Annotated in this window: 9 protein-coding genes; 7 read left to right on the top strand and 2 right to left on the bottom strand. The window is 69.7% G+C overall.

All coding sequences use genetic code 11. From position 1 onward, the window contains the following. The first annotated feature begins 6 nt into the window (after window positions 1-6). Complete coding sequence (locus PIQ37_RS11415; RefSeq protein ID WP_152182027.1) at window positions 7-1,251, top strand: lipoprotein-releasing ABC transporter permease subunit; 1,245 nt, start codon at window positions 7-9, stop codon at window positions 1,249-1,251. Continuing rightward, window positions 1,244-1,996 (top strand): lipoprotein-releasing ABC transporter ATP-binding protein LolD, encoded by a 753-nt coding sequence (gene lolD, locus PIQ37_RS11410; RefSeq protein WP_407136846.1) that lies wholly within the window; start codon window positions 1,244-1,246, stop codon window positions 1,994-1,996. Before PIQ37_RS11415 ends, lolD begins: the two co-directional genes overlap by 8 nt. A 661-nt stretch (window positions 1,997-2,657) precedes the next feature. Here lolD and PIQ37_RS11405 read toward each other — a convergent pair. Next, complete coding sequence (locus PIQ37_RS11405; RefSeq protein ID WP_342073559.1) at window positions 2,658-3,722, bottom strand: SDR family oxidoreductase; 1,065 nt, start codon at window positions 3,720-3,722, stop codon at window positions 2,658-2,660. 257 nt (window positions 3,723-3,979) lie between these two features. Between PIQ37_RS11405 and PIQ37_RS11400 the strand changes: the two genes are divergently transcribed. From PIQ37_RS11400 to lpxK, 5 genes are read left to right on the top strand one after another with little or no spacing between them, the layout of a single operon-like run. Continuing rightward, window positions 3,980-6,532: a DNA internalization-related competence protein ComEC/Rec2 gene (locus PIQ37_RS11400; RefSeq protein ID WP_342073558.1), complete on the top strand. Its 2,553-nt coding sequence runs from the start codon at window positions 3,980-3,982 to the stop codon at window positions 6,530-6,532. Further along, entirely contained in the window at window positions 6,426-7,085 is a 660-nt protein-coding gene (locus PIQ37_RS11395; RefSeq protein WP_342073557.1) for a MotA/TolQ/ExbB proton channel family protein, read from the top strand. The genes PIQ37_RS11400 and PIQ37_RS11395 overlap by 107 nt, the downstream gene beginning before the upstream one ends. Window positions 7,086-7,089: 4 nt before the next feature. Next, complete coding sequence (locus PIQ37_RS11390) at window positions 7,090-7,527, top strand: ExbD/TolR family protein (RefSeq protein WP_010342642.1); 438 nt, start codon at window positions 7,090-7,092, stop codon at window positions 7,525-7,527. Beyond that, on the top strand, window positions 7,524-9,296 hold the full coding sequence (gene msbA, locus PIQ37_RS11385; protein WP_342073556.1) for a lipid A export permease/ATP-binding protein MsbA: 1,773 nt from the start codon (window positions 7,524-7,526) through the stop codon (window positions 9,294-9,296). Before PIQ37_RS11390 ends, msbA begins: the two co-directional genes overlap by 4 nt. Continuing rightward, entirely contained in the window at window positions 9,293-10,327 is a 1,035-nt protein-coding gene (lpxK, locus tag PIQ37_RS11380) for a tetraacyldisaccharide 4'-kinase (protein WP_342073555.1), read from the top strand. Before msbA ends, lpxK begins: the two co-directional genes overlap by 4 nt. 241 nt (window positions 10,328-10,568) lie before the next feature. Here lpxK and PIQ37_RS11375 read toward each other — a convergent pair whose 3' ends face one another. Then, window positions 10,569-12,770, bottom strand: coding sequence for a TonB-dependent siderophore receptor (locus tag PIQ37_RS11375; RefSeq protein ID WP_342073554.1), 2,202 nt, complete (start codon window positions 12,768-12,770; stop codon window positions 10,569-10,571). Window positions 12,771-12,940 lie beyond the last annotated feature (170 nt).

The following is a 12,940-nucleotide window of genomic DNA, read 5'->3' as shown; positions in this document are numbered from 1 at the left end:
CTGCGCATGTTCAAACCCTTACCCGTGGCCATCGGCCTGCGCTATCTGCGCGCCAAGCGCCGCAACAATTTCATCTCCTTCATCTCCATGGCCTCGATCCTCGGCATCGCCCTGGGCGTGACCGTGCTGATCACCACCCTGGCGGTGATGAGCGGCTTCCAGAAGGAGATCCGCGACCGCCTGCTGCAGATGGCCGCGCATGCCACGGTCAGCGCGCAGGGCGCGCCGATGGAGGACTGGCAGCACGCGGTGGACGTGGCGATGCGCGACAAGCGCGTCGCCGGCGCCGCGCCCTACGTCGAGGAAGAGGCGCTGCTCACCGGCCAGCGCAACCAGCCGGCGATCGTCCGCGGCATCCTGCCCAAGGAAGAGGCCAAGGTCTCGGTGCTGGCGCAGAAGATGAAGCAGGGCTCGGTCGACAGCCTGATCCCGGGTTCCTACAACATCCTGCTCGGCCAGGAGTTGGCGCTGTGGCTGGGCGTAGGCGTCGGCGACAAGGTGGTGGTGATGCTGGGCGAGCCGCAGGCCAGCCCGATGGGCATGGTGCCGCGCTACAAGCGCTTCACCGTCAGCGGCATCTTCGAGGCCGGCTACAACGAGATCGACCGCGGCCTGGCGGTGACCAGCATGCCGGACCTGCAGCGGGTGCTGCGCATGGGCGACGGCGTCACCGGCGTGCGCCTGAAGCTGTACGACATGGATCAGGCCTGGAACGTGGCGCGCGACCTGGCGCTGAACCTGCACGGCCCGTACATGGTCAGCGACTGGACCCGCGAGAACGCCAATCTCTACCAGTCGCTGAAGATGGAAAAGACGGTGATGGGCATCCTGCTGTCGCTGATCATCGCGATGGGCGCGTTCAACCTGGTGTCCTCGCAGGTGATGCTGGTGACCGACAAGCAGGCCGACATCGCCATCCTGCGCACGCTGGGGCTGAGCCCGGGCGGGGTGATGCAGGTGTTCATGGTGCAGGGCACGCTGATCGGCGTGATCGGCACCGTCGCCGGCGTGATCGGCGGCATCGTGCTGACGCTCAACCTGGAGAGGATCCTGGCCGGCATCGAGGCGGTGTTCAACATCAAGCTGCTGCCCGAGGACGTCTACTACATCACCGGCCTGCCAACCGACATGCAGCCGCACGACGTCATGGTGATCACCATCGTCGCCTTGCTGATGAGCTTCCTGGCCACGCTGTACCCGGCCTGGCGCGCGGCGCGCACGCAGCCGGCGGAGGCGTTGCGCTATGAATGAGGGCCGGGAATCGGGAATGGGGAATCGGGAATCGGGAATGCAGAAGCGACAAGCAGACGCGGCGATCCGCGCCGAAGGCCTGGCCAAGACTTACGCCGAAGGCAAGATGCGCACGCCGGTGTTCGACGGCCTGGAGCTGAGCGTGGCGGCGGGCGAGACCGTGGCCATCGTCGGCGCCTCCGGTGCCGGCAAGAGCACCTTGCTGCACCTGCTCGGCGGCCTCGACGTGCCGACCTCCGGCGAGGTCTACGTGGCCGGCCAGCGCATGTCGGCGCTGACCGACGCGGCGCGCGGGCAGTTGCGCAACCGCTCGCTGGGCTTCGTCTACCAGTTCCATCACCTGCTGCCCGAGTTCACCGCGCTGGAGAACGTGATGATGCCGGTGCTGCTGGGCGGCGCGCCGATCCAGGACGCCGATGCCCGCGCCCGCGCGCTGCTGGAATCGGTGGGCCTGGGCCATCGCCTGGAGCACAAGCCGGGCGAACTGTCCGGCGGCGAGCGCCAGCGTGCCGCGGTGGCCCGTGCGCTGGTCAATCGCCCGGCCTGCGTGCTCGGCGACGAGCCGACCGGCAACCTCGACGACAAGACCGCGGCCAACGTATTCGCGCTGATGCTCGAGCTCAACCGTGCGCAGGGCACCAGCCTGGCCCTGGTCACCCACGACCGCAGCCTGGCGCGCAAGCTGGACCGCGTGCTGGAACTGCACCAGGGCAAGCTGCGCGAACTGGCGCCTGCGGACGTTTGAACGAGCGTGGTGGCGGCCGCGATGTGCCGCCGCATTGTACGGTGAAGGAGCATGATCGCGGTCTGAGGGGCGTGCGCGGCTGAAGCCTGTTGCGTGCATGGCCAGGCGTGACAGCCTCGCTTGCTGTGCAGCGCCTGCGGTCACGACAAAAGCAGTGTCTTGCTCCCTGATGCAGTGCGCGTCGGGACTGAAGTCCTTCCCACAGTGCAGATCGTCGCTTCGCCGAGCGGTGGAGCGAGGTCAGGCGCGACGAACGACGCAGCGAGCCGCAGCGGCTTCAGCATTTGCCGACGCCGGAGATCCTCGGACAGGCGAAAGCACTTCTAGCGCAAGCGCCCCGTAGGAGCGGCTTCAGTCGCGACGGAGCATCACCGCTAGAGCCCGTCGCGGCTGAAAGCCGCTCCTACACATGCACTCCATGTAGGAGCGGCTTCAGCCGCGACGAACGAAGCCGGGCATGTCGCCGGCGTTGGTTGCTGTCGGCGCCGAAAAACTTTGTACAGCATGCCCAGCAAACGCGTCGCCGCGGCAATGCCTCGCATGCCCAGACAACTCCCTACAACGGCGACCGTCCTGGAGCGCACCGCGTGCCCCATAGGCGGCAACCTTCCGGATTGCCGCTTTCCCACTGCATCGGCGACTCTCCATCCAGCCGCGTGCCTCAGGGAATCACCCGCTGCGCGCGCAGCCTTGTGAACAGCTCCAGGAACGAGGCGCGGCTGTCGTAGTAGCCGAGGAAGCCGAGATCGCGGCTCTTGGTCATGTCGTTGACGCACTCGATCTCGCGGCCCAGATCGGCATCGGTATGCCACCACGACGCGAGCTGGTTCACATCCGCCTGCACCAGCCCATGCTGCTCGGCGATCTCGCGCCACAGGGCCGGCGCGGTGTCCTGCAGGCGTGCTTGCAGCGGCATCGGCGCATCCGGATAGGGCGCAGCTTCCAGACCGAAGAACGCGGCGATCTCGCCCCACATCCAGCGCCAGCGGAACACGTCGCCGTTGACCGTATTGAAGGCCTGATTGCGCGCCGCCGGATTGGTCGCGGCCCAGGCCAGTTGGCGGCCGAGCAGGCCGGCGTCGGTGAGGTCGGTGAGGCTGTCCCACTGTGCACGCGAACCCGGGAATACGAACGGCTGACCAGTGTGCTTGCACAGCGTCGCATACACCGCCAGGGTCACGCCCATGTTCATCGCATTGCTGCCGTTGGCCTGGCCGATCATGGTGTGCGAGCGGTGCACGCTCCAGCCGAAGCCGTGGCGCACGGCGGCGTCGAACAGCAGGTCTTCCAGCGTGTAGTAGAAATTCTCGCCCGGCTGCCGCGGTTCGCTCTCGCGGAACGGCGTTTCCGCCTTGCCGCTGCCGTAGTGCTCGAACGAGCCCAGGTAATGCTTGGTGCCGGTGACCAGCGCCATGTGCTGCAGCGTCGCGCCGTCCAGGCCCTCGCACAGGTGCCGCAGCATCGCGCCGTTGGCGGCGACGTTTTCCTTTTCGGTGTCGCGCCGGGTCCAGGTGCAGAAGAACACGTGGGTGATCGGCAGCCCGCGCAGCGCGGCCACGGTGGCGTCGCGGTCGAGCAGATCGGCCGCCACCGGAATCACGCCGTCCTGCGGCACCGGGCGGCGTGCCAGCCCATAGACGGTCCAGCCCTCGGCGACCAGCACGTTGGCGAGGTTGTAGCCGGAGATGCCAGTGACTCCGACGATCAATGCGATGCCCTTGCGCATGCGCGAACTCCTTACGACGTGGGGTATCGCACCATAGGCGCGGGGCGATGAAGCTGTGGAGAACTGCGTCGGGACTGTGACCCGGCGCGCGCTCGCGCGTTAGGCGAATTCTGACGCGGTGCCGCGGCATGGACCGATGGCCCGCGTCCAGGCGGGATGCGACGCTGGCATGGCGATAGGGACGGTGTCGCGCGATGTGCACGTTGCGCCGCTTCGTCTCGCGCTTCCGATCCACCGATGCCAAGGAGGGCAAGCACATGCAACCGTCGGCAGACGCCGTGCCATGCCAGGACCCCGCCGCGGCCCGCGCTGCGCGTTGGCCGGCCGTGGCGCCGTTCGGTCCTGCGATCGCCGCCAGCCTCGCCACCGGGGTGCTGGCGGCGCTGTGGCTGCCGCGCCTGCCGCCGTGGCCGCTGGCGTTGACGGTCCTGTTCGTCGGGGTGGTGCTGTATGCAGTGGCGCCGCGCTGGCGCTGGCTGGGCGCGTTCGCGATCGGCGCCGGCTGGCTGGCGCTGATCGCCGGCATGGTGCTGGCGCGGCAGTTGCCGGCCGACTGGGAAAAACGCGTGGTCGACGTCCGCGGCCAGGTGGTGGAACTGCCGCAGGCCGAAATCCGCCGCACCCGCTTCCTGTTGCGCGTGGACACCGATGCGACGCAGCCGGCGCCATTGCGCGGGCGCCTGCTGCAACTGGCGTGGTACGACGACTTCGGCACGCACCAGATCGGACCGCGCAGCGCCTTGCGCGCCGGCGCGCGCTGGCAACTGCAGGTGCGCCTGCGTGCACCGCGCGGCTTGAGCAATCCCGGTGGCTTCGATGCCGAGGCCTATGCGCTGGCGCAGCGGATCAGCGCCAGTGGCTACGTGGTGGCGCCGCAGGCGGCAGCGCAATTGACGCCGGGGCAGGGCATCGACGCCTGGCGCGCCGACATGTCCGCGCGCATCGCCGCGGCCGTGCCGCAGGCCTCGGCGCGCTACGTGCAGGCGCTGGCGCTGGGCGACACGCGGCGGCTGGACGATCGCGACTGGCGCATCCTGCGCGCCGCCGGACTGACCCATCTCATCGCCATCTCCGGGTTCCATGTCGGCCTGGTCGCCGGCGCCTTCGCCTTGCTCGGTGGCGGGCTGTGGCGGCTGTGGCCGCAACTGGGCCGCTCTTGGCCGCGGCGCCAGGCGGCTGCCGCGCTGGCGCTGCTCGGCGCCGGCGGCTACACCCTGGTGTCGGGCATGGCCCTGCCGACCGTGCGCACCGCCCTGATGATCGCGGTGGTGGTGGTGGCACGGTTGTGGCGGCGACCGGTGCGGGTGGTCGACGCATTGGCGCTGGCGGCGATCGCCATGCTGCTCTGCGACCCGCTGGCGGTGCTCTCGGCCGGCTTCTGGCTGAGCTTCCTGGGCGTCGCCTGGCTGGCCTGGTGCATGCCCGACGCCGGCCGCGGCTGGCGCGAGACGCTGCGCAGTTTCCTGACCGCGCAGGGCGTGGCCACGGTCGGCCTGCTGCCGGTGAGCACGATGCTGTTCGGGCAGGCGTCCCTGGTCGGGCCGCTGGCCAACCTGCTGGCGATCCCGTGGTGGAGCCTGGTGGTGGTCCCGCTGGCCCTGCTCGGCACCGCGTTGGAGGCACTGCATGCCGGCGCCGGTGCCTGGCTGTGGCGTCTGGCCGCGGCCTGCTTCGACCTGACCTGGCCGTTGTTCGTCGCCCTGGGCGAGAGCCGCTTCGCCCTGCGCTGGTTGCCGGAGGCGCGCGACTGGGCGCTGCCGCTGGCCCTGCTGGGCGCGTTCTGGCTGCTGCTGCCGCGCGCGGTGCCGGGCAAGCCGCTGGCGGCGCTGCTGTGGTTGCCCTTGCTATGGCCGCCGCTGGAGCGACCGCGACCGGGCGAGGTCGATCTGGTGATGTTCGACGTGGGGCAGGGCCTGTCGTTGCTGGTGCGCACCGCGCATCACCAGTTGCTGTACGACACCGGGCCGGCGGTCGAGGACGGCTACGACGCCGGCGAGCGGGTCGTGGTGCCGGCGCTGCATGCGCTTGGCGTGGCGCGGCTGGATCGCGCGGTGATCAGTCATGGCGACAACGATCATGCCGGTGGCCTGGCCGCAGTGCGCGCGGCACTGCCGATCGGCCTGATCCATGCCCCGGCCGGCGCGCCGGTGCCGCTGGACCGCCCCTGCGTCACCGGCGATGCCTGGGAATGGGATGGCGTGCGGTTCCGGTTCCTGCATCCGGCGCCGCACTTTCCCTATCTGCGCAACGAGTCCAGCTGCGTGTTGCGCGTGGAAACCGCGCATGGCGCGCTGTTGCTGGCCGGGGATATCGGCGACGTGGTCGAGCGCAAGTTGCTGCGCGAGGCGCCGCAGGCGCTGCGCGCCGACGTGGTGGTGGCGCCGCACCATGGCAGCGCGCATTCCTCGCAGCCGGCCTTCGTCGCCAACACCGGCGCGCGGCTGGTGCTGGTCTCGGCGGCCTACGGCAACCGCTTCGGCCATCCGCATCCGGGCGTGGTGGCGCGCTGGCAGGCAGCCGGCGCCGAGGTCGCCGGCACGCCGCAGGGCGGTGCGCTGCGCGTGTGGCTGGGGCGCGCCGGCCTGCAACTGCGCGAGCGGCGGCCCTGGCGGGCACGGCTGTGGGACGCGGCGGAGCGGGCGCGGGCGGCTGCTATCCTATCGGCCAGTGAACGAACGGCCGAGCGTGCCGGAGGGTTGCGACGTGTGGGAACTGGTCAAGGCCGGTGGCTGGCCGATGGTGCCATTGCTGCTGTTGGGCGTGGTCGCGCTGGCGATCGTCCTGGAGCGGTTCTGGAGCCTGCGCCGTAGCGAGGTGTTGCCGCCGGGACTGGGCCAGGAAGTGCGCAACTGGGCCACGCGCGGCAAGCTCGACCCCACCCACATCGAATCGCTGCGGCGCAATTCGCCGCTGGGTGCGCTGCTCGCGGCCGGCCTGGATGTGCGCAACCGTCCGCGCGAGATCGTGCGCGAGCGCATCGAGGACACCGGACGGCACGTCGTGCACCGCATGGAGCGTTACCTGAACGCGTTGGGCACCATCGCCTCGGCCGGGCCGCTGCTCGGCCTGCTCGGCACCGTGGTCGGCATGATCCAGATGTTCCTCGGCATCCTCGACCATGGTCTGGGCGACGTGAACCAGCTCGCCGGCGGCATCGGCAAGGCGCTGGTGTGCACCGCCACCGGCATGATCATCGCGGTGCCGGCGCTGATCTTCCATCGCCATTTCAAGGGCCGCATCGCCGGCTACGTGATCGAGATGGAGCAGGAGGCCACCGCCCTGACCGACGCGCTCGACGGCCACGGCCGTGCGGTTGCGCCGGCACGCGGCGCCGCGCCGAACGCCGCGACGGCCAAGGGCTGAGCCGGTGCGGATCCGCGACGACCGTGGCCAGGACGAGCCGCACATCGACCTGGTGCCGCTGATCGACGTCATCCTGGTGCTGATCATCTTCTTCGTCGTGACCACCACCTTCGATGCGCGTTCGACGCTGCAATTGCAGCTGCCCAACGCCAGCGACCGCAATGCGCCGCCGCCGGCGCGCGCGCTGAGCGTGCTGATCAACGCCGACGGGCATTACTTCATCAACGACCAGGAAGTGCTGCGCACCGACGTGGAGTCGGTCAAGCGCAGCATCGCCCAGGTCGCCGGCGACGACCGCGAGCAGCCGGTGCTGCTGCGCGCCGACGCGCGCACGCCGTACCAGGCGGTGGTCACCGCGCAGGACGCGCTGGGCCAGCTCGGGTTCCGCCGCATCGCCATCGCCACTGCCCCCGAAGTCAACAGGGACGGAAGCTCCAAGTGAATGTACCCACCGACGTGCCCGTCCAGGATTCCCCCTGGCGGACCTATCGCCGCCTGTTGTCGTATGCCGGCGGCTACCGCGGTCTGCTGCTGATCGCCGCGGTCGGCGCGCTGCTGGAGGCGCTGGCCGGCTCCGGCTTCCTGGCGCTGATGAAGCCGATCACCGACGAGACCTTCATCGCCCGCAACCGCGAGGTGGCGATGTGGCTGCCGTTGCAGATCGTCGGCCTGTTCGTGCTGCGCGGTATCGCAGGCTACGTCACCGACATGTCGATGGGGCGCGCGGCGCGGAGCATCTCCCGCGATTTCCGGGTCAACGTGCTGGACAAGTATCTGCGCCTGCCGGGCAGCCGCTTCGATGCAGAGCCGGTGGCCTCGATGCTGGTGCGGCTGGGCTCGGACAGCGAGCAGGTGGCGCAGGCCGCGGTCGACGCGATGAAGGTGATGGTGCAGCAGACCCTGCAGATCGTCGGCGCGCTGGCGGTGATGCTGTGGTACAGCTGGACGGTGACCGTGACCATCCTGCTGGTGGCGCCGCCGCTGGCATGGGTGATGGACCGCGTGGCCAAGCGCTACCGGCGGGTCAGCCACCGCATCCAGGAGAGCAACGCCGAGCTGATGCAGTCCGCCGAGCAGGCCCTGTCCGGCAACCAGGAGGTCAAGGTCTACGGCGCGCGCGCCAGCGAGATGGAGCGCTACCAGCACCTGGCGGACACCAACCTGCACCTGGCGATGAAGGTCGAATCCACCCGCGGCATCTCCTCGGCCGCGGTGCAGTTGCTGGGTGCGATCGGCCTGGCTGCGCTGCTGCTGATCGCCGGCCACGAAGCATTGGCGGGGCGCCTGACCGCCGGCGAGTTCGTCTCGCTGATGACCGCGATGATGGCGATCATCCCGGCGCTGAAGAACCTCACCAACGTGCAGAACATGCTGCAGCGGGGCGTCGCCTCGGCGCAGCGGCTGTTCGTGGTGCTGGATGCGCCGGAGGAACAGGACAGCGGTACCCGCCACATCGAGCGCGCGCAGGGCCGGATCGAGTTCCGCGAGGTCACCGCCGCGTATCCGGGGCAGGCGCGGCCGGCGCTGGCCGAGGTCAGCTTCGTCGCCGAACCCGGCACCGTCACCGCCATCGTCGGCCGCTCCGGCAGCGGCAAGTCGAGCCTGGTCAAGCTGATCCCGCGCTTCTACGACCCGCAGTCCGGGCAGATCCTGCTCGACGGCCATCCGCTGCAGGAATACCGCCTGGAGGATCTGCGCCGGCAGATCGCCCTGGTCGGCCAGCAGGTGATGCTGTTCGACGGCAGCATCGCCGAGAACGTCGCCTATGGCGAGATGCGCGAGGCCGGCCCGGCGCAACTGCAGCAGGCGATCGCCGATGCCAACGCGATGGAGTTCGTCGAGCACCTGCCGGACGGCCTGCAGGCGCAGGTCGGGGCCAAGGGCGGGCGCCTGTCCGGTGGCCAGCGCCAGCGCCTGGCGATCGCCCGCGCGATGCTCAAGGACGCGCCGATCCTGATCCTCGACGAGGCCACCGCGGCGCTGGACAACGAATCCGAGCGGCTGGTGCAGGATGCCTTGCACCGGCTGATGCCCGACCGCACCACGCTGGTCATCGCGCACCGGCTGTCGACCATCGAACATGCCGACCAGGTGCTGGTGATGGACCACGGCCGCATCGTCGAGCGTGGTACCCACCACGAGTTGCTGGCGCTGGGCGGGGTGTATGCGCACCTGCACAGCATGCAGTTCCGCGAAAGGCAGTACGGATGAGCGAGCGCGGGCCGCACACTCCCGCCTATTGGTACGGCACGGGCGCGCCGCCGCTGCACGCGCGCGTGCTGACCCCGCTGTACGCGGCGGCGATCGCGCTGCGCCGCGCGCTGTACCGGCGCGGCTGGCGCAAGCGCCACAGCATCGCCGCGCCGGTGGTGGTGGTGGGCAATCTCACCGCCGGCGGCACCGGCAAGACGCCGCTGACCATCGCCCTGGTGCAACGCCTGCGCGACGCCGGCTGGAGCCCGGGCGTGGCCAGCCGCGGCTACGGCCGCAGCCAACCGCAGGAGCCGCGCTGGATCGAGCCGGGCACCTCGGCCGAGCAGGGCGGCGACGAGCCGGTGCTGATCGCGCGCAAGACCGGCGTGCCGGTGCGGGTGGACCGCGACCGCGTCGCCGCGGCGCGCGCGCTGCTGCAGGCCGGCTGCGACATCGTGGTCTGCGACGACGGCCTGCAGCATTACCGCCTGCAGCGCGACATCGAGATCGAGGTGGTGGACGGCCAGCGCCGCTATGGCAACGGCCGCCTGCTGCCGGCCGGGCCGCTGCGCGAGCCGGTGGCACGCGGCAATGAATGCGATTTCCGGGTCATCAACCTGGGCCAGGCCAGCGACAGCGGCGCGCTCGAAGCCGGCTTCGGCGAATGGGCGATGCGCCTGCGCATCGACAGCGCTCAGCCGCTGCGCGGTGGGCGCGCGCGGCCGCTGCGCAGTTTCGCCGGCCAGCGCGTGCATGCCGTGGCCGGCATCGCCCACCCGCAGCGCTTCTTCGACATGCTGCGCGCGCAGGGCATCGGCGTGGTCCCGCATGCCTTTCCCGACCACCACCAGTACCGCGCCGCGGACCTGGCCTTCGGCAGCGAACTGCCGGTGCTGATGACCGAGAAGGACGCGGTCAAGTGCGCCGCCTTCGTCAACGACTGGTGCTTCAGCGTGCCGCTGGTCGCCGAGCTGCCGGCGGCGTTCTGGATCGGCCTGCTGGACCGGCTGGACAAGCTGCGCGGCCGCGCCGGCGAGTCCGGCGACTAGCGGCGCGCCGCGCATCGGCTGTTTCCGCCGCAATCGCGCCGGATCCAGCGTCTCCCGTAGGAGCGGCTTCAGCCGCGATGGGGCGTTACCGGTAAAGCCCATCGCGGCTGAAGCCGCTCCTACTGGGCTCAAGACGCTTCCGAGAGGTGCTTGGCGGTACGCAGGCAGCGCAGCGCTCGGGCCTGCTGCGCCCCTCGTCGCAGCCCACGCCTTGAGCGCCGCGTTGCGTCGGCGAACCGCATTAGAACCTGTATGTCAGCGACAGCGCGGTGTTGCGTTGGGCGCCGTAGTAGCCCTGCGCCCAGTACAGGCTGTTGATGTACTTGCGGTCGGTGACGTTGTAGACGTTGAGCGTGGCGCTGAACTGCGGGGTGAAGTCGTAGTGCGCCATCAGCCCGAGCAGCGCGTAGCTGTCCTGTCGGGTGAAAATCTCATTGCCGCTGGTGTCCACGGCCTGCTGGTCGCGGGAGATGTCGCTTTGCCAGGTCAGCGTCGCGCCCAGCTTCAGCGCTTCCCACTGCGGCACGGTGTAGGTGCTGGCGAGCTTGAAGGTGCGGCGCGGCACGTAGGTGCGCACGTTGTTGCCGGCGTCGTCCTTGAGGCTCAGTTGGGTGTAGCCGGCATTGAGCTGCCAGTGTTCGCCGAGCCGGCCGGCGATGTCGAACTCGAAGCCGGTGGAGGTGGCGTCCACCGGCTTGTAGGTCTGCAGCGTGCCGACGTAGGCATCGGCTTCGGCGGTGTTGTCCTGCTTGGCGCGGAAAATGGCGAACGAGGCATTGACCCGCTGCTGCAGCCACTGGCCCTTGATGCCCAGTTCGGCGTTGCTGCCGGTGATCGGGTCCAGCACCCGCAGGTTGCGGTCCAGTTCGGTCTGCGGATTGAAGATCTCCGCATAGCTGGCGTACAGCGCGTAGTTCGGATCGAAGGTGTACACCGCGCCGACGAACGGGGTGGTCTTGCTGGCGTCGTAGACGTGCTGCACGCCGTAGTTCTGGCCGCTGCTCTCGATCCGGGTGTGGTTGACGCCGGTGATCAGCTTCAGCGTATCGCTCAGGTTCCAGCGCGCGGTGGCGTAGGCGCTGCGGCGGATCATGTCGAACGCGGCGCCGGTCGGCGCGGTGGTGAACGCCGGCAGGGCGATGTCGCCGCTCCAGTTCTCCAGGCTGGGCAGGGCGAACCAGGCGCTGGTGTCGCTGGAATCGGGGTAGGTGGAGACCTGCGAGACGTCGATGCCGGCCCACTTCACGCCGGCCACCAGTTCGTGCTCGCGTCCGCCCAGCACGAACGGGCCGCTGGCGTAGAGGTCGGCGTACTTCTGGGTTTCGTGGCTGAAGTAGCGCGAGGGATAGGAGTACAGCCCCAGCCCGGTGGCGCGCTCGGGCGTGCCGTAGGCGTAGAACAGGTTGCCGTCCGACTCCAGCTTGCGGTAGTTCAGCGCGGCCTTGAGCTGCCAGCCGCCACCCAGCGCCTGCTGCAGTTCCACGAATGCGCGCTTGTCGGTGCTGTTCCAGTACGACCAATCGGCCGAGGTGCTGGTCGAGCGCGCATAGTGGGTGGCGCTGCCGTCGCTGTAGTACAGGGGCAGGGCGCCCCACATGCCGCCGTGGGGTTCGTTCTTCTGGTAGCTGGCGCCCGCGCTGAGCAGGGTGCTGTCGCTCAGGTCTGCCTCGACGATGCCGTAGACGCTGCGCTTCTTCAGCGAGTAGCGGTCCAGGTAGCTGTCGCCGTCCTGGCCGGTGGCGACGATGCGCCCGTGCACGCTGCCGCTGTGGTTGAGCTTGCCCGACAGGTCCGCGTCCAGCCGCCGCATGTCCCAGCTGCCGGCGGTGACGCCGACGCTTCCCTGCAGGTCCTGGGTCGGGCGCTTGCGCACGAAGTTGATCGTCGCCGACGGGTTGCCGGTCGAGGACAGCAGGCCGTTGGCGCCGCGCAGCACCTCCACGCGCTCGTACATCGCCGTGTCCAGGTCGCCCTCGGCGCCGCCGTTGGTGAACGGCAGGCCCAGCCCGTCGACCTGGAAATTGATGATGTCGAAGCCGCGCGCGGTGTAGTAGGTGCGGTCGGTCTCGATCTTCTCCACGTTGACGCCGGTGGCCAGGGCCAGTACGTCGTTGGCGTTGCGCAGGCCGAAGTCGTCCATCTGCTCGCGGCCGATGCTGCTCACCGATTGCGGCGTCTCCAGCGGACTCAGCACCAGGCCGGTGCCGGTGGCGCTGGGCGGCGGGGTGTAGCCGTCCTTGCGCTGCGCGACCACATCCAGCTTCTCCAACTCGGTGGGTTGCCGGTCGCCGGTCGCCAGGGCGTCGGCCGCGCTGGCGTCGGGCTCGGCGGCGCCGGCCGCGGCCGGCAGCAGCAGTGCGGCGATGGCCAGGCACAGCGCGTGGCGCGTGGTGGCGGAGGAGGGCGGCGCAGCGGGTCGCAGCGAACGGGCGGGGAGGTTCATCGGTGGGGTCTATAGAATGGGCGGAAGGCAACGCCGTCGTCCCGCCAGAGGCTGTCGCAGCGGCACGCGTGCTGGGACAGTCCGGTCGTCGAGTGGCGAATGCGAACTATTCTCAATAATTGACGGAGAAAGATCAATTCATGGCCGGATTCGCCCCGTTCCCGCACCCG

The organism is Xanthomonas protegens (genome assembly GCF_038442435.1).
In the GTDB taxonomy this organism is placed as follows: domain Bacteria; phylum Pseudomonadota; class Gammaproteobacteria; order Xanthomonadales; family Xanthomonadaceae; genus Xanthomonas_A; species Xanthomonas_A sontii.
Note: the sequence above shows the minus strand (reverse complement) of the source record. Positions and strands in the feature narration are given on the sequence as shown.

Excerpts from the sequence above, each read along its gene's own strand:
- PIQ37_RS11415 (WP_152182027.1), top strand. The coding sequence starts at position 7 with ATGTTCAAACCCTTACCCGTGGCCATCGGCCTGCGCTATCTGCGCGCC.
- PIQ37_RS11405 (WP_342073559.1), bottom strand. The coding sequence starts at position 3,722 with ATGCGCAAGGGCATCGCATTGATCGTCGGAGTCACTGGCATCTCCGGC.
- PIQ37_RS11400 (WP_342073558.1), top strand. The coding sequence starts at position 3,980 with ATGCAACCGTCGGCAGACGCCGTGCCATGCCAGGACCCCGCCGCGGCC.
- lpxK (WP_342073555.1), top strand. The coding sequence starts at position 9,293 with ATGAGCGAGCGCGGGCCGCACACTCCCGCCTATTGGTACGGCACGGGC.
- PIQ37_RS11375 (WP_342073554.1), bottom strand. The coding sequence starts at position 12,770 with ATGAACCTCCCCGCCCGTTCGCTGCGACCCGCTGCGCCGCCCTCCTCC.
- lolD (WP_407136846.1), top strand. The coding sequence starts at position 1,244 with ATGAATGAGGGCCGGGAATCGGGAATGGGGAATCGGGAATCGGGAATG.